The organism is Brevibacterium oceani (assembly GCF_013623835.1).
GTDB lineage: Bacteria > Actinomycetota > Actinomycetes > Actinomycetales > Brevibacteriaceae > Brevibacterium > Brevibacterium oceani.
On sequence record NZ_JABKDE010000001.1, the window covers coordinates 399,285 to 417,398 of the forward strand.

Genomic DNA, 18,114 nt, shown 5'->3' on the forward strand with positions numbered 1-18,114 from the left:
GCTGAGTGCCGAACGCGTCGTCAGTGCAGAACCTCGAACGCGTTTTCCGTCGCTAACACCGAGCGTGTCCTCCGCCCGAGCGCCGAACCCGCTCCCCGGCCGAGGCAATGTCTTGCCGATTCTGCAAGATCGTTTGCGAACACGCAAGTTCTGCGCTGAAATTGAAGACATGAACGACAACGAGCACCTCAGCCACACCGAGCGCCCCGGCCACACCGAGCACGACAGCCACCCAGACCACGGATCCTCACCCGAAGAGTACTGGGAGGGTGAGTACTCCGGCAGTCCCGCACGCTGGTCGGGCAACGTCAACGGCACCATGGCCGAGGTGGTCTCCGAGCTGCCAACAGTGTCAGGGCGCTCCGCTCTCGACCTCGGATGCGGCGAGGGCGGCGACGCCGTGTGGCTCGCCTCCCAAGGCTGGCAGGTGACCGCGGTCGACATCTCCGCGACCGCCACGGCACGCGGCGCAGAACTGGCTCGGACGGCCGGCGTCAGCGAAGCGATCACCTGGGTCACCCACGATCTGGCGACATGGGAGACGACGGAGGCCTTCGACCTCGTCACCGCCTCGTTCTTCCACTCCACCGTCGAACTGCCCCGGGAGCAGATACTCCGCCGAGCAGCCGAACAGATCCGCCCCGGCGGTCACCTGTTGCTCGTCACCCACGTCTTCGAAGGCCCCGACGACATTCCCGAGTGGTCGCTGCGCTTCCACGGCACCGACGACCCGAACGACCCCGAGCTGCAGAAGCACTTCAGCGTACTCAAGACCCCGAGCGAGGAAGTGGCTGCGCTCGACCTCGACGATGCCGACTGGACCCTCGAGAAGCAGGAGATCCGCCTCCGCGAGGCGACCGGCCCCGACGGCGTCGAAACAGCAACGGTCAAAGACGGGGTCATCCTGCTGCGACGCAGCTGAGCAGACAGCAGCCTTGTCCAGCCCCTGACCTCCCTCACCTGCGCTCCCGCCATCCAGCTACGATGCTGACCTGAAGCCAGGGCGCACGAGCTCCGGCACGACAGCAGAGCGCAGAACACCGGAGGGGGAGCGGCGGATGACCGGCATCGAGCAGAAGGCTCCGGGAATCGGACTGATCACCGTCCTCCTCGGCGCGGTCGCGGCCGGCCCGATCCTGCTCTACGGCCTCAGCGCCACCAGCGACTCGATCATCGCCGAACTCGGCATCTCCGAGGGCCACTTCGGCCTGCTCGCGACCGCCTGCTTCGGCGCAGCGGCCATCGGCAACGCCACGATGGGCAGGCTGGCCGACCGGCATTCCGACCTGGCCCTGATGGCCTTCATCTTCATCCTCAGCACGCTCGCCCTCCTCCTGGTCGCCGTGCCCGACGGATTCTGGATGCTGCTGCTCGCCGCGGCCCTGGCCGGGATCGCCCAGTCCTTCCCCAACGGCGTGACCAACCGGATCCTCCTCGAACGCGTCCCCACCGCCAAACGGATCGGCTGGGTCGGCATCAAGCAGTCGGGTGTCCAGGTCAGCCAGCTCGTCGCGAGCCTGGCCTTCCCCGTGCTGGCGATCGGGCTCGGTTGGCGCGGCGCTGCCGTGGCCGTGGCGATCATCCCGATCATCCTGCTCGTCATGGCCTGGCGATCCCTGCGCTCCACCCCGCTGCTTCCCACCCCGAACACCGGCACCCCCGCCGAGGCGGCGGATCCAACCGCGGCCGATCAGTCCGAATCGGGCCCCACTGGCATCGCCGAGGCGGCCGACCCGCCCGCATCGCTCGACCGCACCGCGAACGATCAGTCCGGATCCGGCCCAGCCGACACCACCCCCGCGCCGCGGACGAAACACCCGGGAGTGGTCTGGGCTCTGGCGGCCTTCGGGCTACTCAACGGCATCGGCGTGCAGGCGACGAACGTGTACATGCCGCTGTTCGCCGTGCGCGAGCTCGACTTCTCCCTCGTCCTCGGCGGCGCGACTGCTGCCCTGGCCGGAATCGTCGGCGTCATCGCCCGAGTCAGCTGGGCCAGACGCATGGCCAAGGGCGCCTCGGGTCCGCGCCTGCTGCTCGTGCTCGCCTTCATCGCCCTGGCTGGAGCGGCACTGTTCTTCGCCGCGGGGGCGACCGGATGGTCGGCGCTCATGTGGGTGGCGGTGGCCCTGCACGGCATCTCCGCGCTCGGGGTCTCGGTGGTGCTCATGTCCGCCTTGATGCGCGTCATCCCCGCGTCATCGATGGTCTCGGCCAGCGGCATGGTCACTGCCGGAATGTTCTTCGGCTTCGCACTCGGGCCGCTCGGCATGGGACTGCTCGTGAGCTCGGCGGGAGGCTTCCTACTCGGGTGGATCGTCGTCGGTGCCGTCTACCTGCTGTGTGCGCTGCTCGCCCTCGTGCTCATCCGCCAGCGCACCCGCGGCTGACAGACGTCGCTCCGCACCTCAAGATCTCGCGACGGCCAGTCGCAGCGACGGTCAAACCCGCGTCGCTGCGAAAGGCACCCTCGCACACGTGAAAATCAGTCGAACCCGCAGGGCGGCGCACTGCGAGGTGGGGTTCGCAGTACGCCGCCGCGAGAGAGCGAGGGGATCGCTCGGCCGGGCCTCGAGGGGAGTGGCTGACCGCTCGGATCATCGCCGGCGACTCTCGTCGACAACGTTCATCCGTCCGGCCTCACCATATTCGTTAGCCTGGCTAATGATGAATCTAGCGCATGCCGAGTAAGCTGTCAGCGTGACATCGGCAGACGGCAGTGCGCCCTCGAGCTCAGGGCTCAGATATTTCTCGGATGAGTCGGAATTCTCCGACCGTTCCCGGCTGACCGCCGCCGAGATCCGCGAAAGCACCGCCGTGATGGAAGCGCTGCACCAATGGCGCGAAGCTGATCGCCTCCTCGCTGAGGCAGCTCGACGCTACATGGAACTGAATGAGTCGGACATGCGCGCCATTCGTATGCTCATCCACGCTCAGAAGCAGGGGATCCTCGTCACCCCGAAGGACGTCGCCGCCTGGGTCGGTATCTCGGGGGCATCGACGACGAAACTCATCGTCCGCCTCGTCGACGGTGGGCACCTGGTGCGCGTGCCGCACCCGCGGGACAAGCGGACCCTGTGCATCGAGGTCACCGAGTCGACGGCGTTGGCTGCTCGCGAGGCGGTCGGTCGTCAGCATGCTCGCCGCTTCGATGCCGCGGCGGCGATGAGCAGTGAGGAGAGGTATGCCGTGATCCGATTCCTCGAAGCACTCACCGAGGCGGACCTGCCCCGAGGCGTGCTCGCGGCCGCCGCGAATACTGACGGGGATGTCCCAAGCAGGGATGTCCTGCGCAAGGGCGAGCCCTGAGGTGAGCAGGGAGGCGCCTGCGCCCCTGAAGGCGGATAGGCGAGTGCCCCCAATGGCGGGAGGAGGCCCGGCGGCCGATGATTCTGCATGGGTGATCGGGTCGCTGGCCAGACTGATGATCGAGTGTTAGCTTGGCCGCATGAACGCCAAGCGACTGACACGGATCACGACAATCTGCACGCTCAGCGCCGGACTCGCCCTGACCGGGTGTTCGAGCTCCGGAGGCGACAGCTCCTCCGACTCCCCGGCACCGAACGAGACTCAGAGTGAGTCCCAGGGTGAGGGCCAGGAGGCCGGCGACAGCGGCTCCGCGGACAGCTCGAAGAGCGCCGACGAATCAGCCTCGGCGTCGACGACACCCGAGGATGCCGACCTGAGCAAGACGATGCCGTCCACGTCCGCCGAGGATGCGGTGAAGACCGCCGAGGACAAGGCCAAGGCGAAGGACGGAATCCTCCACGCCGTCGAACTCGACTACGACAGTGACGACGGCAAGTGGGAATACGACGTCAAGATCAAGGACGGCGACACCGACCACAAGGTCGTCATCGACGCGGATTCGGGCAAGGTCATCCGAGACGAGTCCGAAAGCAGCGACGATCCCGAGAAGGCCATCGACCTGAAGTCCCCGATGACCTATGACGAGGCCTTCGACCTCGCGAAGAAGAAGGCCTCGGGAAGTCTCACCGGCTGGAAGCTCGAATACGACGACGGTCAGCGCGAGTACCAGTTCGACTTCGACGATAACGGAGACGAGGTCGAGGTCACCGTCGACGTGAAATCGAAGAAGGTCATGACCGACTGACTGGCCGACCACCTTCTGAAGGGTCGACCGCCGACTGACGGGCCGATCGCCCTCTGGGGTACTGGCCGACTGAAGGGGTGACCGTCCGCCGGGCCGGCGCTACAATAGAGCTCATGTCCGAATATGAGGCTCCGGCGCAGGATTCCGAGACGCCGGCGTGGATCACCCGCTATCGGAACTTCAAGACGCTGTGTTCTTTCGTCTGCGGGGAGTACATCCGCTTCTACCTCACCACCGGCTGCGATCAGATCACCTACACGCATTCGCAGATCACCGAGGGGCTGCCGAACTACTCGTGCCGCCTGACCTCTATCGACGGTGCGGTGCTCCTGCTGCCGCTCGACGACTGGCTGGAGTCTCTGGATGAGGTCCAGCTGCTCGTGCGGAACTGGTTGGGCGAACACTCCGACCTCAAGGGGTGCAAGCCGGAGAAGTCGCACTATCAGGGTGACCGCTACTGGTTCACCCGGTGGCAGGACGCCAACCCCTGGTGAGGGTCCTGGTGAAGGCCCTGGTGAGCGCGGCCTGCGAATCGCAGCGTCGACACCGGCCGGGGAGGCCACAGTAGAATCGGGGCATGGGCAAACGTGTGATCATCATCGTCTTAGCCGCCCTGGCCGTGCTCGGGCTGGTCGCCGGCATGCTCGGCGGCACACCCACCTGAGCTGGCGGCGCAACTCCGCAATGCTATGTTGAGCGGCATGGGAAGCAACGACGATCTCAACTCACAGCAGCCTGACGTGACGAGTCAGAAGCCGATCGTGAAGGCCTTTCACGACGACATCGGTGTTCTCAACCATGTGCAGAAGCTCGCTTCGGAGGGCGTGCCGAAGAGGGCCCTGCACATCTTCGCCCACGACGCCGAAGGTGCCGATGAAGTGGTCGGCACCGGTGCCGGCGGAACGCTGAAAGGCGTCAGGGAACTCGTGGCCGAACGGTACAACGAAAGAGACGACGAACTCAGGGAACGCTTTCAGCGGTACGGCTTCGATTCCGATGAAATAGAGAAGTTCGAATGCGAACTCGACAACGGAGCGATTCTGCTTGTGATCGACGAACCCGATCGCTGTGCGGATTATAAAGGCAAACGCCGGACTCCGTAAGGGGCTGGTCGCGGTCTGCGAGATTTGGGACGGTGGAGTCTCGGTTCGGCTGAGGTCGCGGAGCAGACGTGATCCCTGCTTCGCTGAGCACCTTCCGAACTTCGAGGAAAGGAGAAGCCGTGACCGCGAAATTCAACACGACGAACCCGGCAACCGGAGATGTCCTCAAGGAGTTTCCCACTGCCAGCGACGAGGAGATCTCCACCGTCATCGATGCCTCCGACGCGGCCTTCCAGGCATGGCGGACGACCGATGTCCGCGATCGCACCGCTCCGCTTGCTCGAGCGGCGGACCTCATGGACGAGCGCAGGTGGGACCTCGCTGAGCTCCTCACACTCGAGATGGGCAAACTGCGGACAGAGGCAGAGGCCGAGGTCGAACTGGCGGCGAGGATCCTGCGCTACTACGCCGAAGAAGGGCCCCAGCTGCTCTCCGACGAACGGCTCGAACCCGCCAGCGGAGGCAGCGCCGTTCTGAAGTGCGAACCCATCGGCCCGATCCTCGGCGTGATGCCGTGGAACTTCCCCTACTATCAGGTCGCCCGGCTCGCCGCACCGAACCTCGTGGCGGGCAACACCATCATCCTCAAACACGCATCGAACTGCCCGCAGTCGGCTCTGGCGTTCGAGAAGGTCATGAACGATGCGCGTCTGCCGTCCGGCTGCTATCAGAACGTCTTCGCCGACAACGATCAGATCCAGACGATCATCGCCGACGGGCGTGTTCGAGGCGCTTCGCTGACCGGCTCCGAAGGTGCCGGTGCGGCAGTGGCGAGCGGCGCGGGACACAATCTCAAGAAATCGCTCCTCGAACTCGGCGGAAGCGATCCGTTCGTCGTCCTCGATTCAGCGGATCTGGACGCAACCGTCACCGCCGCTGTGAAAGGGCGGATGACGAACTCCGGCCAGAGCTGCATCGCCTCCAAGCGCCTCATCGTGGTCGAAGATCTCTACGACCAGTTCGTGGATCTGCTGACGGCGAAGATGTCGCAGTTCGTCGCCGGCGACCCGGCCGACTCTGTGACGACCATGGCACCTCTGTCCTCCGAACAGGCCGCCCGAGACCTCATGGAGCAGGTCGAGGACGCGGTCGACCACGGTGCGACGGTCCGCACCGGCGGGCACCGAGTCGATCGACCCGGCGCCTTCGTCGAACCCACGGTGCTGACCAGGGTGACCGAACAGATGCGCGCCTACTCGGAGGAGCTGTTCGGCCCCGTCGCGGTCGTCTACTCGGTCGCAGGAGAGGATGAAGCCGTGGCACTCGCCAATGACTCCTCCTTCGGCCTCGGCGGCACGGTCGTCAGCGATGACATCGAGAAGGCCCAACGCGTCGCCGACCGCATCGACACCGGCATGGTGTGGATCAACCAGGCCACCTGGACCGAACCCGACCTGCCCTTCGGGGGCACGAAGCGCTCGGGCGTCGGTCGGGAGCTCGGTGCCGAGGGCATCCGCGAATTCGTCAACAGGAAGCTCATCCGCACCCCCTGATAGGGCCGCTGAGAACGAAACCGAAACCTGGAAGGAAACAGATGGATCTCAACATCCGCGACCGCAAGGCCCTGGTGACGGGGGCGAGTTCGGGCATCGGACTGGAGACGACCCGCCAGCTCCTCGCCGAAGGAGCCGTCGTCGTGATGACCGGGCCCGAACCTGATGAACTCAAAGCCGCCGTCGACGAACTCGCCGAGTTCAAGGAGCGGATCTACGCCCACGACGCGGACATCGCCGATGACGAGTCTGTTGACGCTCTCGCAGCGACCGTCGCCGCCGAGGTCGGTGACCTCGACATCCTCGTCAATGTCGCCGGCATTCATGGGGCCGGCGGCCTGTTCCACGAGATCAGCCAGGAGGGCTGGGACCGAACCATCGACGTCGACCTCATGGGACCGGTCCGTGTCACGCGGGCGTTCCTTCCGGGACTTCGCCGAGGTAGCTGGGGCCGCATCGTGTTCGTGTCCTCCGAAGACGCGGTGCAGCCCTATGACGATGAGCTGCCGTACTGTGCGGCCAAAGCCGGCTTGCTCTCCCTGGCCAAGGGACTCTCACGCACCTACGCCTCCGAAGGACTGCTGGTCAACACCGTCTCTCCGGCGTTCATCGCCACCGCCATGACCGACGAGATGATGAACGAGCGAGCACAGCAGAAGGGAACGAGCTTCGACGAGGCCATCGCCTCGTTCCTGCGCGAGGAGCGTCCATTCATGGAGCTCGGTCGCCGCGGCCGACCGGAGGAGGTGTCCAAGGTGATCGCATTCCTGTGCTCGGACGCCGCGAGCTTCGTCAACGGCTCGAACTATCGCGTGGACGCCGGATCGGTCGCAACGATCTAGTGCGCCACACCGCACCGAACACCGAATACAGGCACGGCAGAGACGACAGGAAGAGGAGCATTCGACATGGCTGAGTTCCGATATGTGATCATCGGCGGCGGCATGGCCGCTGACTCCGCGGCCCAGGGAATCAGGGAGATCGACAAGGACGGTTCGATCGCCATCATCAGCGATGACGTCGACGAGCCCTATACGCGTCCCGCGCTGAGCAAGCGACTGTGGACCGACGAGAGCTTCGACGAGAGCGACAACTACTTCGACACCGCCGAGTCGACCGGAGCCCGGATCAGCCTCCGCACGGAGGCGACCGAGGTCGACGTCGACGCGAAATCCGTGAGGACGACCCTCGGCGACTTCACCTATGACAAGCTGCTCTTCGCCACCGGCGGGCGCCCGAAGGGCATCGATCTGGACGAAGGCGAGCGGGTCATCCGCTTCCGCGAATTCGCCGACTACCGCCGTCTTCGGGACCTGTCGGGGCAGAATCTGAGCATCGCTGTCATCGGCGGCGGCTTCATCGGCACCGAACTCGCCGCCGCCCTGGTGCAGAACACGACCCGAACGACTCTGATCTTCGACGACGACACCCTCGGCGGCTCCATCTTCCTGCCGGACCTCGCCAAGCAGTTCCACGAACTCTATCGCAGCCACGGAGTGACTCTCGTACCGAGCACGAAGGCCTCGGGTGGGCACGTCGACGGCGATCGAGTGGTGCTCGACTGCGACGGCGAGTCCCATGAGTTCGACGCAGTGGTCGTCGGCCTCGGCATCGAACCGGCGACCGAGCTCGCAGAGGATGCGGGACTGGAGACCGATGACGGGATCATCGTCGACGAATCGCTGCGGACCTCGAAGCCGGACGTCTTCGCGGCCGGAGACGTTGCTCGCTATCCGGACAGGCTCCTCGGACGACAACGAGTCGAACACGTCGACAACGCCACCCAGATGGGCAAGACCGTCGGGCGGATCATGGCCGGCGCGAACGAGTCCTACACCCACACGCCGTACTTCTACACGAATGTCTTCGACTTCGGCTACCAGGCGGTCGGCGAGCTCGATCCCGCTCTGCGCACCGTCGAAGACTGGCAGAAGCCCCATACGGACGGCGTGGTCTACTACCTCGGCGAGGACGGACGCGTCCGCGGAATTCTCATGGTGAATATGGAGGGCCGACTCGATGACGCTCGGGAGGTCCTGGCCGAGGACTGGGAGCACTCACCGGGCGATCTCGTGAACAGGATCTCGTGAACTGATTCCCCGGGACAGACCCGCGGGAGTCGTAGACTACTCGCCTTCGGGCATTCCCACCATGCCTTGTCGGCCCCGCGGAGTGTGCTTAGACTTCCTGGCAATCAGGGGACTCTGTCCCGGAATTGTCCAGGAGGCGTGAGATGAGCGAGAAGATCGAACTCGGGACGATCAAGACCGATGTGCCGGCCCGGTTGGATCGGCTGCCATGGGCCCGGTTCCACTGGATGGTCGTCGTCGGACTCGGCAGTGTGTGGATCCTCGACGGACTCGAGGTCACGATGGTCGGCAACGTCGCGGCTCGGATGACCGAAGAGGGCAGCGGCATCGACATGACCGCAGGGCAGATCGGCACCGCCGGAGCCATCTACGTCCTCGGTGCCTGTGTCGGCGCAATCGTCTTCGGCCAGCTCACCGACCGTTTCGGTCGCCGCAAGCTCTTCCTCATCACTCTCGTGCTCTATCTCGTCGCCACGGTCGCCACGGCGTTCTCGTTCTCTCCCTGGTACTTCTTCCTCGTCCGCTTCCTCACCGGTGCCGGCATCGGCGGCGAGTACGCGGCTGTGAACTCTGCCATCGACGAACTCATCCCGGCCCGCGTCCGCGGTCGCATCGACCTCATCATCAACGGCTCCTACTGGCTCGGTGCCGCAGGCGGGGCGGCGACGACCCTGCTCCTGCTCAACACCGACATCCTGCCGAAGATGATCGGCTGGCGTCTGGCCTTCGCCGTCGGCATGCTGCTGGCGATCTTCGTCTTCGTCGTGCGGAAGAACGTGCCCGAAAGCCCGCGCTGGCTGTTCATCCACGGCCGGAACGACGATGCCGAACGCATCGTCGGAGAGATCGAAGACGGCATCGAGTCGGAGACCTCACAGACGCTGCCGCCGCCGAAGAAGACCATCACCGTCCGGCAGCGGAAGACGATCTCGTTCGCCGAGATCATGAAGGTCGCGTTCACGATCTACCCCAAACGGGCGGTCCTCTGTCTCGTCCTCTTCGTCGGGCAGGCGTTCCTCTACAACGGCATCACCTTCAACCTGGGGACGATCTTCAACGGATTCTACGGAGTCGCGGCAGCCACCGTGCCGATCTTCATCATCCTGTGGTCCCTGAGCAACTTCGCCGGCCCCGTCGTCCTCGGCAGACTCTTCGACACGATCGGTCGGAAGCCGATGATCTCGTTCAGCTACCTCGGATCCGCGGTCGTCGCAGTCGTCCTCGCGCTCGTCTTCAACGCCGAGGTCGGCGGCGAATGGCTCTTCCTCCTCATCCTCATCGTCTGCTTCTTCCTCGCCTCGTCCGGAGCCAGTGCGGCCTACCTCACCGTCAGCGAGATCTTCCCGATGGAGACCCGAGCACTGGCCATCGCGTTCTTCTACGCCATCGGCACCGCCGCCGGAGGCATCGCCGGGCCGCTGCTCTTCGGCGGCATGATCGAGTCCGGCGACCGCTCCCAGGTGGCCTGGGCGTTCTGCATCGGGGCGGCTGTCATGGCGCTCGGCGGCGTGGCCGAACTGATCTTCGGAGTCAAGGCGGAAGGTGCCGACCTCGAAGACATCGCCCGACCCCTGACAGCTGAGGACGCTGAGAGTGCCGAAGGCGCCGCGGAGAGCGGTGCCGAACCGACCGAGCGCAGCGAGCGGGCAGACTCCGCCGGCACGGCCGAATCGTCGGCGGGACCCGAAGCTCGAAGCCGAGGAGATCGCCTGCGTCCGGGCCCGGGATCGGTCGGCGTCTATGCCCCGTGGCCTTCGGTGTCCTCACGCGTGGTCCCGCCCGAGGTCTCGGCCAACGAGGTCAACGGCATCATCGATTTCGTCCGCGACATGGAACCTGTCGGAGAGGTGGAGCTCTACCGTGCGATCGGGGCTCGCCGATGGGGCCCCGGACGCTTCCGTGCCGCGGTGCGGGAAGCGATTCGACAGGGAGCAGTCCATCGCAATCGCCGAGGCAGGCTCGAGTACCGAGGCGACCGGTCATAGACCGGTTTCGTCGGTCAGCGGGGCTCGCGGAGGCGGCGGAAGCATATCGATGAGTTCATTGACGGCCTCGGCCAGAATGTCGTGCTGATAGGGCGTGAGGAAGTAGGCCTCGTGGAGGTAGGCGTCGAGTTCGTATTCGGTGAGATCACCGCCGAGGCTGACATAGTGCAGCCACATTCCGAAAACCGACATGTTCCAGAATTCGGCAACCTCTTTGAGTTTCCTCCGTCTTCTGATCGCTTGCTCGTCTGAGAACTCGGTGCCGGATCGGGGATCGATGCGCTTCGGGTTCTGATCGTCCATTCGTCTGCTGATTCGGCTCGTGGATCGGCAACAGGAAGTCTGTCCTGTCGGGTTCCAGAAAGTCTATGTTCAGCTTCTCGATCGAGGCTAGGGGCGATCGGCAATCGGCTTGCCGCAGCTGAATCGCCGCGAGGTGCATCGCCGAGGATGGGGACCTGAAGACGGCCACAGTCGGTGATCTTGTGGAGAAGATGTCAGAGTGAGACCACAGGCGGCTGCAGCGAAAGAGGATCGACAGATGCAGTCGATGCCCTATTCGACGGATTTCTCGTGCTTGCGCCCCACGCTCTTGGGCAGAGTCTGCATCTGGGCGGCGATGACGGGGTCGCTGTCGATGTGCTTGCGTGCGATCGGGCACGAGACGGTGATCGGGATCCGCCGATTGAGCGAGTCATCGAGAGCCAGGCGCAGAAGTTCGCGGCAGTGGCGTTCGGAATCGAGTGGCTCAATGGCTTCGCAGTAGACGAACATGATCTCGTCCGGTGTGATCGTGTAGTGAAGCGAGGCGACGAGCTTCCCGGGAAGGTAGAGATCGAATTTGGAAGCTTCGCTGTTGTTGAGCAACGTGTACACAGTGGTCCCCTTGAGTTCAGGAAGGAGGCCATCTGCTTGACCGACTCTCAGCTTAGTCCAGCGGCGCACCGGACAACAAGCGGCAGGTCGATGAGAAGGAGAATCCCTGCGTGCCTGATCAGTCGGTGACCATGCCCGGCAGCGCACCGGTGCGGACGAACTCCTCGGCGACCTCACGCAGCTTCATGTTCGTCTTCGAGCTCACCTTCGTGAGCAGCAGGAACGCATCGTGCTCACTGATCTTTTGCCGTTCCATGAGGATCCCCTTGGCTTGGCCGATGAGATCCCGCGAGGCCACCGCCTCATAGAGCTGTCCCTGCTTCTGAGCATTGGCCAGAGCCAGGGAGGCATGGGCGGCCACCCCGCTTCCGATGTCCTCCGCTGCCTGGTCGAAGGCGCGGGGCGTCTTCGAGTAGAGATTGAGAGCGCCGAGGCTGTCGACCTCGACGAAGAGCTGGAAGGCGAGCATGCTCCTCACTCCTTCCGCGACTGCGTTGGAGGCGAACCGGGGCCAGGGAGTGGGATCGGTGAGATCCGGGGCCCGGACGATGCGATGCTCGAGGATGGAGTCGAAGCACGGTCCTTCGTGCAGCTCCGACTGCAGTGCATCCAGTCGCTCGGGGACCACGTCCGAGGGAGCTCGGGACCGGATGAGGTCACCACGGGTGACGATCGAGAGCGACGCGTAATCCGCCCCCGGAATGATTCGCAGTGCTTCGTCCACCATCGCCTTGAGGACGAGGTCATCGGGTTCGAGCACGAGTGAGCGTGCCCATTCGCCGATCTGCGCCGTCAGTCGGTGCCGTTCGGCATCGGTATCAGTGGGTGCCGAATCCGTAGCCGCATCGCGGTGTGTCTCAAGATCGTCGTCGGTCGATTCTGCTGAGGTCTCGTGCATCAGAGATGGCACTCCAATCGTTCTTCAGATGTCGTCCCTGTGATCGCTGACTCCAGTATTCGTCCACGTCGGGCCCTCGTCAATGGTCATCGACGGTGGTCTTCCGTCGCCGTCCCCGGAGCCCGCGGGGAAGTGTCCCTTCATCGCAGAGTCGACTTCAGCTCCTCGATGCGTGCGGTGAGTCCGGCGATGTCGAGTCCCTGACTCTTCTCGTGCAGTTCCCGAGTCTGTTCGGGACAGAGGATGCCGGATGCGATGAGTCGGGAGACAGGTGTGTCCGGCCGATCGTATTCGCGTCGCCGCTCTCCCGCGGGAGTGAGACGCCAACCCATTGGGTTCTTCACGGGCATGAAGTAGTTGAGGCGGTCGGCCAGAGCCGACCACAGCTTGTTGACTCTCGCGATCGCGGGATCGAGGTGGTGCGGCGTGCCGAGCGGGAGGTCAAGTCCGCTGAACGTCCGATCGGGCACGCGAGACCCGTGTCGCAGATCGCTCATGCAGTGGAATTCGATGAGGTTGTCCTTCGCCCACGTCTCGATGGCGCTGTCCGGAACCGCAGACGGGAGCAAGACTCCGGTGACGATAAAAGGCACCGCGCGGACCATCTGCGCGAGCATGTCGACGACCTGCGTGCCGGGGGCGAAGGTCCTCGTGCACACCCACCCGATCTCGACGTCGGTGAATGTCACTGTGATGCAGTCCTCGTCGGACGGTGTCGTGATTGTCAGCATTTCGACGAGGAAGTAACCGGGTTCGGCCTCGAGGAGCGAACGCATGCGCTGTCGCGGAAGCGAGGAGCGCATTCCCGCCCCGGTGCCGGTCAACCACGAATCGTCGTGGTCGCCGGCCTTGGCGCCGCGCAGGTACCGATCGATCGTCGCCGCGGAGATATCGAGGAGCTCCCTTCGCACCGAGGACGAATAACCGTGCCGTCCCTCACGGAGGTGGCCGTGCCTCTCCAAGGAGTCCAGACAGACGGACATCCCCGCCTCGAGGTACTTGCCGCAGGGGCGGCCGGAGGCCCTCCACACCAGTTCGAGAGCCTGCTGGGCACGGGGCGAGAACTTCTTCGGCCTGAGGCGGCGGCGGTCGACGACGGAGGCGGGGGAGACCCCGGCCCTGATCTGGTGGAACTGGCTGCGCAGCTGGTGGCGCGCGTGATCGCGAGTCCAACCGGTCGCCTCGGTGAGCGTGTCGAGGATCGTGCCTTTGTCCTTGCGCGACGATGCCTGATAAGAGCGAGCGTAGGTGCGGGCCAACTGGATGGGCGAAGTCATGATGGCATCCTCCGAATCGGATCGAGGAGCCGCCGGCGGCTCCCGTGGTGCCAATGACGCTATTGAGGACTCAGTTCGTGCGGAAGGGCCTTGACAGATCCTCAGGTTTCGACCTCGCAGCCCGAGCAACCTCGGGATCCTCGATGACCGTCCTGGACTGGACGGTCAGGGTGTGGGCTGGCCGCCGTTGACGTTGAGGGTCTCACCGATGACGTAGCTCGACTCCGACGAGGTGAGGAAGACGTAAGCGGGAGCCAGCTCCGTCGGCTGTCCGGCCCGGCCCAGCGGAGTGTTCTTCCCGAAGTGCGGCAGAGCGTCCTTCGGCTGTCCGTCCGAGACCTGCAGCGGGGTCCAGATCGGCCCCGGTGCCACGGAATTCACCCGGATGCCCTTCGGAGCGAGCTGAGTGGCCAGCCCCTTCGTGAAGTTGTTGATCGCGGCCTTCGTCGACGCATAGTCGATGAGGTGGGCGGAGGGCGAATACGCTTGAACGGAAGTGCTGTTGACGATCGTCGATCCGGGCTCGAGGTGCTCGAGCGCGGCCTGGGAGACCCGGAACATCGCGTGGATGTTCGTCCGGAAAGTGTCCTCCCACTGCTCGTCCGTGAGATCGGCGATGTCTTCGACGGCGATCTGTCGGCCGGCATTGTTGACCAGCGCATCGAGTCCGCCCAGTTCCGCGGCCGCCCGCCGGACCACCTCGCGGCAGTAGTCGGGGTCGGACAGGTCTCCCGGCAGCGGCACGGCCTTGCGACCGGCCTGGCGGATGACCTCGCAGACGTGCTGGGCGTCTTCCTCCTCGGCTGGCAGATAGGACAGAGCGACATCGGCTCCCTCACGGGCGAAGGCGATCGCGACAGCGGATCCGATGCCGGAGTCCGAGCCGGTGATCAGCGCCCTGCGGCCGCGGAGCCTTCCGGTGCCGGTGTAGCTGTCCTCACCGCGGTCCGTGCCGGGAATGAGCTCGGCGTCGAGCCCCGGTTCGGGCTGATCCTGCTTCGGCGGTGAGATGTCGGGGAATCGGTTGACTGGGTCTTGGAAGGTCAGCTGGTCGCTCATCGTCTTCCTCCTCGATTGTGGGTGTGCGTCTGTTGGGACAGCGGGGCGGAGGTCCGGAGGTCATCACTGCAGTCCCGGCGTTCGGCTGTCGAACAATCTCTCCATGCCGCTCCGGTTTCGTCGCGTGAGCCGCTCATCAGGAATTCTGCTTCGTCTTCCGCTTGCTCTCCTTCTCGAGTGCATCGACGAGCTCCTTCTTCGTCATCGACGAACGTCCCGAGATCTTCAGCCTCTTCGCCTGCTCGTAGAGGTGCTCTTTCGATGCTTTTGCGTCGACTCCGCCGGCGGTCCTGCGGTCGGTGTTCTTGCCGCCGGCGCTCTGTGCGTCCGACGGGCCGGAGGAGGCCTTCTCCTCCCATCTGTCGCCGACCTTCTCATAGCTGTGTTTGAGCGCGTCGTAGGCGACCTGGTGAGCGCGCTTCTCGTCTCCGTATTGGTCGATGGCCGAGTCGTAGGCCTTGGCGAAGGTCCGCTGAGCCTTCTTGCTCGACTTCTCCAGCGTCGAGGGAAGTTCGCTCTCCTTCGGCTTTCCTGTCTTCGTCGTCTTCGGCATGGTGGAACAGCTCCTTCGTGGTCGGTTCCAGGTTTCGGTCCGGCTTCTCACCCGGTGCGTTTCTTCGCGGCGGACGACTTCGTCGTCCCCGATTTCTTCGACGAGGTCTTCTTCGCAGTCGACTTCTTGCCCGACGTCCCCTTCTTCGATGACCGAGTACTGTCCACGGACTTCCGCAGCGCCTCCATGAGGTCGATGACATCGCCGCCGGTGTCCTCCTCGGAGTCTTCCTCGTCGAGGGTCCTCTCGACATCGAGGCTTTCGCCCGATTCGATCTTCGCGTCGATGAGTCTGCGCAGTTCGACCTGGTAGTCGTCGCTGAACTCTTCGGGAGTGAAGTCCTCGGAGTAGGACTCGACGAGCTTCTCCGACATCTCGAGTTCCTTGTCTGAGATCTTCGCCTTCGAGTTCACACCTTTGAAGTCGACGTCGCGGATCTCATCGGCCCAGCGCAGAGTCTGGACCATGAGGACCTTTCCGCACACCCGGAGAACGGCCAGCCGCGTGCGTGTGCGCAGAGTGAGCTTGACGATCGCGGTCCGCTCGGTGTCCTCGAGCGTCTGCCGCAGCAGGAGGTAGGCCTTCGGCGTCTTCGACGTCGGTTCGAGGAAGTAGGATTTCTCGAGCATGATGGGGTCGATCTCATCGCTGGGCACGAACTGGAGGACGTCGATGTCGTCGTTGTCCTCTGCGGGAAGTGCCTCGAAGTCCTCGTCCGTGAGGACGACCCGGTGCTCGCCGTCGTCATAGGCTTTGTCGATGTCGTCGTACTCGACGGTCTTTCCGCATTTCTCGCAGCGGTGCTGGTTGTGGATCCGTCCGCCGTCCTTCGCATGAACCTGGTGCATCCGCACGTCGTGGTTCTCCGTGGCCGAGTACAGCTTCACGGGCACATTCACGAGGCCGAAGACGATGGAACCGGACCAGATAGCTCTCATTCCCCTATTGAAACGCAGGTTTCGGGCACTGGCTAGCCCCCTCGGCCGCCCCGCGTCATGGGCAGAGGCCTGAGTCCTTCGGGTTCACGCTCGCACGGGTCTCTTGCGGGCACACTGCTGAGGCACCGTCGCCGCCCTGCACGGTCGGCGAAGCGATGTTAGATTGGCGATTCGAAGGCGAACCGGCTGCCGGACGGCGGCCTTCGCAATCATCGGATGAAGGAGTACCCATGGCTGTCATTCTCTGGATCATCGCAGCGCTGCTCGTCGTCTCAGGGATCGCTGCCCTCTTCAGGAAGCAGATTCTCTGGGGCGTCGTGCTCATCGTCGTGGGCTGCCTCGTCGGGCCCGGGGGAGTGAGCATCTTCACCTGAGACTGCGGACGGGGCGGAAGGGATAAGGTGAGCAGATGTCTCGTCTGAGAATCGAATCCCTCCGCGACATCGGCCGTCGTTTCGTGCCCTGGGCGGTCGCCGGCGTCGCCAGTGCGGTGCCGGCGACCGTCGCCGTCTCGATGGCCGTCGACCTCATCCAGAAACGAGGGCGGAAGTCACGTCCCGCGCCGCGACCAGGAACGTTCAGTTCGACGGTCGAACAGTCAGAACTCGACATCTACACCGACGGTTCCACTCTCTACGACGCCATGCTCGATGCAATCGGCTCCGCACGCGAGTCGATCCTTATGGAGACGTTCATCTGGAAGAACGACGAGGTGGGGCAGCGATTCATCGACGCATTCAACGCGGCGGCGGCGCGCGGTGTGGAGATCCACCTCATCTACGACGGCTTCGCCAACCTGTCGGTGCCCAGCTCCTTCTACCGTCAGCTCTCCGAACAGGTCCGTGTCCTGCGCCTGCCGACAATCGCACGGCAGTTCTGGCGAGGTCCGCTGCGCCATTCGGGATTCAACCATTCGAAGATCCTCGTCATCGATGACGATGTGGCCTTCGTCGGCGGGTTCAACGTCGGTTCCCTCTACGCCCGGCACTGGCGCGATACCCACCTGCGCTCGATCGGGCCCGGAGCATGGGCGTTGCGACAGTCCGTCGCGGAAGTGTGGAATGCATTCCATGCCGCAGACGACCAGATCTCCTGGGTCCCGCCGGCGGCGTGGGAGTCGCAGCTGCGCGTCTCGGCGAATCTCCCGGTCCATCTCGTCTATCCGATCCGCAACATGTACCTCAATGCCTTCGCCCGCGCGCGGAAGCGGATCTGACTGACGACTCCCTATTTCATCCCCGACCAACAGCTGCTGCGCTCTCTCCTCGAGGCGGCGGAGCGTGGCGTGGACGTGCGGGTCATGGTTCCGCAGGAGTCGAACCACATCCTCGGCGATTGGCTCTCCCGCGGTTTCTTCGAGCAGATGATCAACTCGAAGGTCACGGTTCTGCTCTACACCGCGAGCATGATCCATTCGAAGGTCGCCACGGTCGACGGCGAATGGTCGACGGTGGGCACGGCGAACATCGATCGGCTGTCACTGTCGTACAACTACGAGACGAATGTCGAAGTCATCGACAGCGCATTCGCCGCTGAGATGGAGAAGGTGTTCGACAGCGACGCCACGCACTGCGTCGAACTCGGCGTGGGCTGGCTCAACCGCCACCGGCTGACCAAACTCGCCGAACGCGCACTCGTGCCGATGCGTCCCTGGCTGTGACGACGATGCTCGATGTCGTTCACGTCGCTGCGACATGGCCAGGCCCTTGGAACTGTGACCTGTCTCGGGAC

At 64.3% G+C, this 18,114-nt stretch carries 20 protein-coding genes; 13 read left to right on the forward strand and 7 right to left on the reverse strand.

The annotated features are described in order from the left end of the window. Positions 1 to 169: 169 nt before the first annotated feature. The 10 genes from HK401_RS01945 (at position 170) to HK401_RS01990 (ending at position 10,782) form a co-directional block, all read left to right on the forward strand. Positions 170 to 922 (forward strand): class I SAM-dependent methyltransferase, encoded by a 753-nt coding sequence (locus HK401_RS01945; protein ID WP_181272958.1) that lies wholly within the window; start codon positions 170 to 172, stop codon positions 920 to 922. 136 nt (positions 923 to 1,058) lie between these two features. Further along, positions 1,059 to 2,387 carry an MFS transporter gene (locus HK401_RS01950; protein WP_181272959.1) on the forward strand — a complete coding sequence of 443 codons (1,329 nt, stop codon included), beginning with the start codon at positions 1,059 to 1,061 and terminating at the stop codon, positions 2,385 to 2,387. Between the two features lie 310 nt (positions 2,388 to 2,697). After that, entirely contained in the window at positions 2,698 to 3,306 is a 609-nt protein-coding gene (locus HK401_RS01955; RefSeq protein WP_181272960.1) for a MarR family winged helix-turn-helix transcriptional regulator, read from the forward strand. Between the two features lie 139 nt (positions 3,307 to 3,445). Next, positions 3,446 to 4,111, forward strand: a complete 666-nt coding sequence (locus HK401_RS01960) for a PepSY domain-containing protein (RefSeq protein WP_181272961.1) — start codon at positions 3,446 to 3,448, stop codon at positions 4,109 to 4,111. Between the two features lie 113 nt (positions 4,112 to 4,224). Then, positions 4,225 to 4,605 carry a hypothetical protein gene (locus tag HK401_RS01965; protein WP_181272962.1) on the forward strand — a complete coding sequence of 127 codons (381 nt, stop codon included), beginning with the start codon at positions 4,225 to 4,227 and terminating at the stop codon, positions 4,603 to 4,605. Positions 4,606 to 4,812: 207 nt separating this feature from the next. Next, positions 4,813 to 5,214, forward strand: coding sequence for a general stress protein (locus HK401_RS01970; RefSeq protein ID WP_181272963.1), 402 nt, complete (start codon positions 4,813 to 4,815; stop codon positions 5,212 to 5,214). 119 nt (positions 5,215 to 5,333) lie between these two features. Continuing rightward, positions 5,334 to 6,707, forward strand: coding sequence for an NAD-dependent succinate-semialdehyde dehydrogenase (locus tag HK401_RS01975; RefSeq protein WP_181272964.1), 1,374 nt, complete (start codon positions 5,334 to 5,336; stop codon positions 6,705 to 6,707). Positions 6,708 to 6,748: 41 nt separating this feature from the next. Continuing rightward, positions 6,749 to 7,549, forward strand: coding sequence for an SDR family NAD(P)-dependent oxidoreductase (locus HK401_RS01980; protein WP_181272965.1), 801 nt, complete (start codon positions 6,749 to 6,751; stop codon positions 7,547 to 7,549). Positions 7,550 to 7,615: 66 nt separating this feature from the next. After that, positions 7,616 to 8,797, forward strand: a complete 1,182-nt coding sequence (locus HK401_RS01985; protein ID WP_181272966.1) for an NAD(P)/FAD-dependent oxidoreductase — start codon at positions 7,616 to 7,618, stop codon at positions 8,795 to 8,797. Between the two features lie 143 nt (positions 8,798 to 8,940). Next, the gene (locus HK401_RS01990; protein WP_181272967.1) at positions 8,941 to 10,782 is read left to right on the forward strand and encodes an MFS transporter; all 1,842 of its coding nucleotides are present in this window, start codon (positions 8,941 to 8,943) and stop codon (positions 10,780 to 10,782) included. On the opposite strand, the gene HK401_RS01995 is transcribed toward HK401_RS01990, so the two are convergent. From HK401_RS01995 to ku, 7 genes are all read right to left on the reverse strand, one after another. Beyond that, positions 10,777 to 11,085 carry a hypothetical protein gene (locus HK401_RS01995; protein ID WP_181272968.1) on the reverse strand — a complete coding sequence of 103 codons (309 nt, stop codon included), beginning with the start codon at positions 11,083 to 11,085 and terminating at the stop codon, positions 10,777 to 10,779. The genes HK401_RS01990 and HK401_RS01995 overlap by 6 nt on opposite strands. Positions 11,086 to 11,337: 252 nt before the next feature. Beyond that, positions 11,338 to 11,658, reverse strand: coding sequence for a hypothetical protein (locus tag HK401_RS02000; protein ID WP_181272969.1), 321 nt, complete (start codon positions 11,656 to 11,658; stop codon positions 11,338 to 11,340). Between the two features lie 118 nt (positions 11,659 to 11,776). Continuing rightward, the gene (locus tag HK401_RS02005) at positions 11,777 to 12,556 is read right to left on the reverse strand and encodes a GAF and ANTAR domain-containing protein (RefSeq protein WP_181272970.1); all 780 of its coding nucleotides are present in this window, start codon (positions 12,554 to 12,556) and stop codon (positions 11,777 to 11,779) included. A gap of 140 nt (positions 12,557 to 12,696) precedes the next feature. Next, on the reverse strand, positions 12,697 to 13,833 hold the full coding sequence (locus HK401_RS02010; RefSeq protein ID WP_181272971.1) for a hypothetical protein: 1,137 nt from the start codon (positions 13,831 to 13,833) through the stop codon (positions 12,697 to 12,699). A 165-nt stretch (positions 13,834 to 13,998) separates the two neighbouring features. Continuing rightward, positions 13,999 to 14,892: an SDR family oxidoreductase gene (locus tag HK401_RS02015; protein ID WP_181272972.1), complete on the reverse strand. Its 894-nt coding sequence runs from the start codon at positions 14,890 to 14,892 to the stop codon at positions 13,999 to 14,001. Positions 14,893 to 15,028: 136 nt separating this feature from the next. Then, entirely contained in the window at positions 15,029 to 15,445 is a 417-nt protein-coding gene (locus HK401_RS02020) for a ChaB family protein (protein ID WP_181272973.1), read from the reverse strand. A gap of 47 nt (positions 15,446 to 15,492) precedes the next feature. Then, positions 15,493 to 16,383 carry a non-homologous end joining protein Ku gene (gene ku, locus HK401_RS02025; RefSeq protein WP_181272974.1) on the reverse strand — a complete coding sequence of 297 codons (891 nt, stop codon included), beginning with the start codon at positions 16,381 to 16,383 and terminating at the stop codon, positions 15,493 to 15,495. A 230-nt stretch (positions 16,384 to 16,613) separates the two neighbouring features. Between ku and HK401_RS02030 the strand changes: the two genes are divergently transcribed. From HK401_RS02030 to HK401_RS20945, 3 genes are read left to right on the forward strand one after another with little or no spacing between them, the layout of a single operon-like run. Then, on the forward strand, positions 16,614 to 16,757 hold the full coding sequence (locus tag HK401_RS02030) for a GPGG-motif small membrane protein (RefSeq protein WP_167198715.1): 144 nt from the start codon (positions 16,614 to 16,616) through the stop codon (positions 16,755 to 16,757). A 35-nt stretch (positions 16,758 to 16,792) separates the two neighbouring features. Further along, complete coding sequence (locus HK401_RS20940; protein WP_309135881.1) at positions 16,793 to 17,599, forward strand: phospholipase D-like domain-containing protein; 807 nt, start codon at positions 16,793 to 16,795, stop codon at positions 17,597 to 17,599. Beyond that, positions 17,600 to 18,043: a phospholipase D-like domain-containing protein gene (locus HK401_RS20945; RefSeq protein WP_309135901.1), complete on the forward strand. Its 444-nt coding sequence runs from the start codon at positions 17,600 to 17,602 to the stop codon at positions 18,041 to 18,043. Positions 18,044 to 18,114 lie beyond the last annotated feature (71 nt).

What these genes read in the sequence shown, in the direction of transcription:
- HK401_RS01945 (WP_181272958.1), top strand. Translation starts at nt 170, where the DNA reads ATGAACGACAACGAGCACCTCAGCCACACCGAGCGCCCCGGCCACACC.
- HK401_RS01950 (WP_181272959.1), top strand. Translation starts at nt 1,059, where the DNA reads ATGACCGGCATCGAGCAGAAGGCTCCGGGAATCGGACTGATCACCGTC.
- HK401_RS01960 (WP_181272961.1), top strand. Translation starts at nt 3,446, where the DNA reads ATGAACGCCAAGCGACTGACACGGATCACGACAATCTGCACGCTCAGC.
- HK401_RS01965 (WP_181272962.1), top strand. Translation starts at nt 4,225, where the DNA reads ATGTCCGAATATGAGGCTCCGGCGCAGGATTCCGAGACGCCGGCGTGG.
- HK401_RS01970 (WP_181272963.1), top strand. Translation starts at nt 4,813, where the DNA reads ATGGGAAGCAACGACGATCTCAACTCACAGCAGCCTGACGTGACGAGT.
- HK401_RS01980 (WP_181272965.1), top strand. Translation starts at nt 6,749, where the DNA reads ATGGATCTCAACATCCGCGACCGCAAGGCCCTGGTGACGGGGGCGAGT.
- HK401_RS01985 (WP_181272966.1), top strand. Translation starts at nt 7,616, where the DNA reads ATGGCTGAGTTCCGATATGTGATCATCGGCGGCGGCATGGCCGCTGAC.
- HK401_RS01990 (WP_181272967.1), top strand. Translation starts at nt 8,941, where the DNA reads ATGAGCGAGAAGATCGAACTCGGGACGATCAAGACCGATGTGCCGGCC.
- HK401_RS01995 (WP_181272968.1), bottom strand. Translation starts at nt 11,085, where the DNA reads ATGGACGATCAGAACCCGAAGCGCATCGATCCCCGATCCGGCACCGAG.
- HK401_RS02005 (WP_181272970.1), bottom strand. Translation starts at nt 12,556, where the DNA reads ATGCACGAGACCTCAGCAGAATCGACCGACGACGATCTTGAGACACAC.
- HK401_RS02010 (WP_181272971.1), bottom strand. Translation starts at nt 13,833, where the DNA reads ATGACTTCGCCCATCCAGTTGGCCCGCACCTACGCTCGCTCTTATCAG.
- HK401_RS02015 (WP_181272972.1), bottom strand. Translation starts at nt 14,892, where the DNA reads ATGAGCGACCAGCTGACCTTCCAAGACCCAGTCAACCGATTCCCCGAC.
- HK401_RS02020 (WP_181272973.1), bottom strand. Translation starts at nt 15,445, where the DNA reads ATGCCGAAGACGACGAAGACAGGAAAGCCGAAGGAGAGCGAACTTCCC.
- ku (WP_181272974.1), bottom strand. Translation starts at nt 16,383, where the DNA reads ATGAGAGCTATCTGGTCCGGTTCCATCGTCTTCGGCCTCGTGAATGTG.
- HK401_RS02030 (WP_167198715.1), top strand. Translation starts at nt 16,614, where the DNA reads ATGGCTGTCATTCTCTGGATCATCGCAGCGCTGCTCGTCGTCTCAGGG.
- HK401_RS20940 (WP_309135881.1), top strand. Translation starts at nt 16,793, where the DNA reads ATGTCTCGTCTGAGAATCGAATCCCTCCGCGACATCGGCCGTCGTTTC.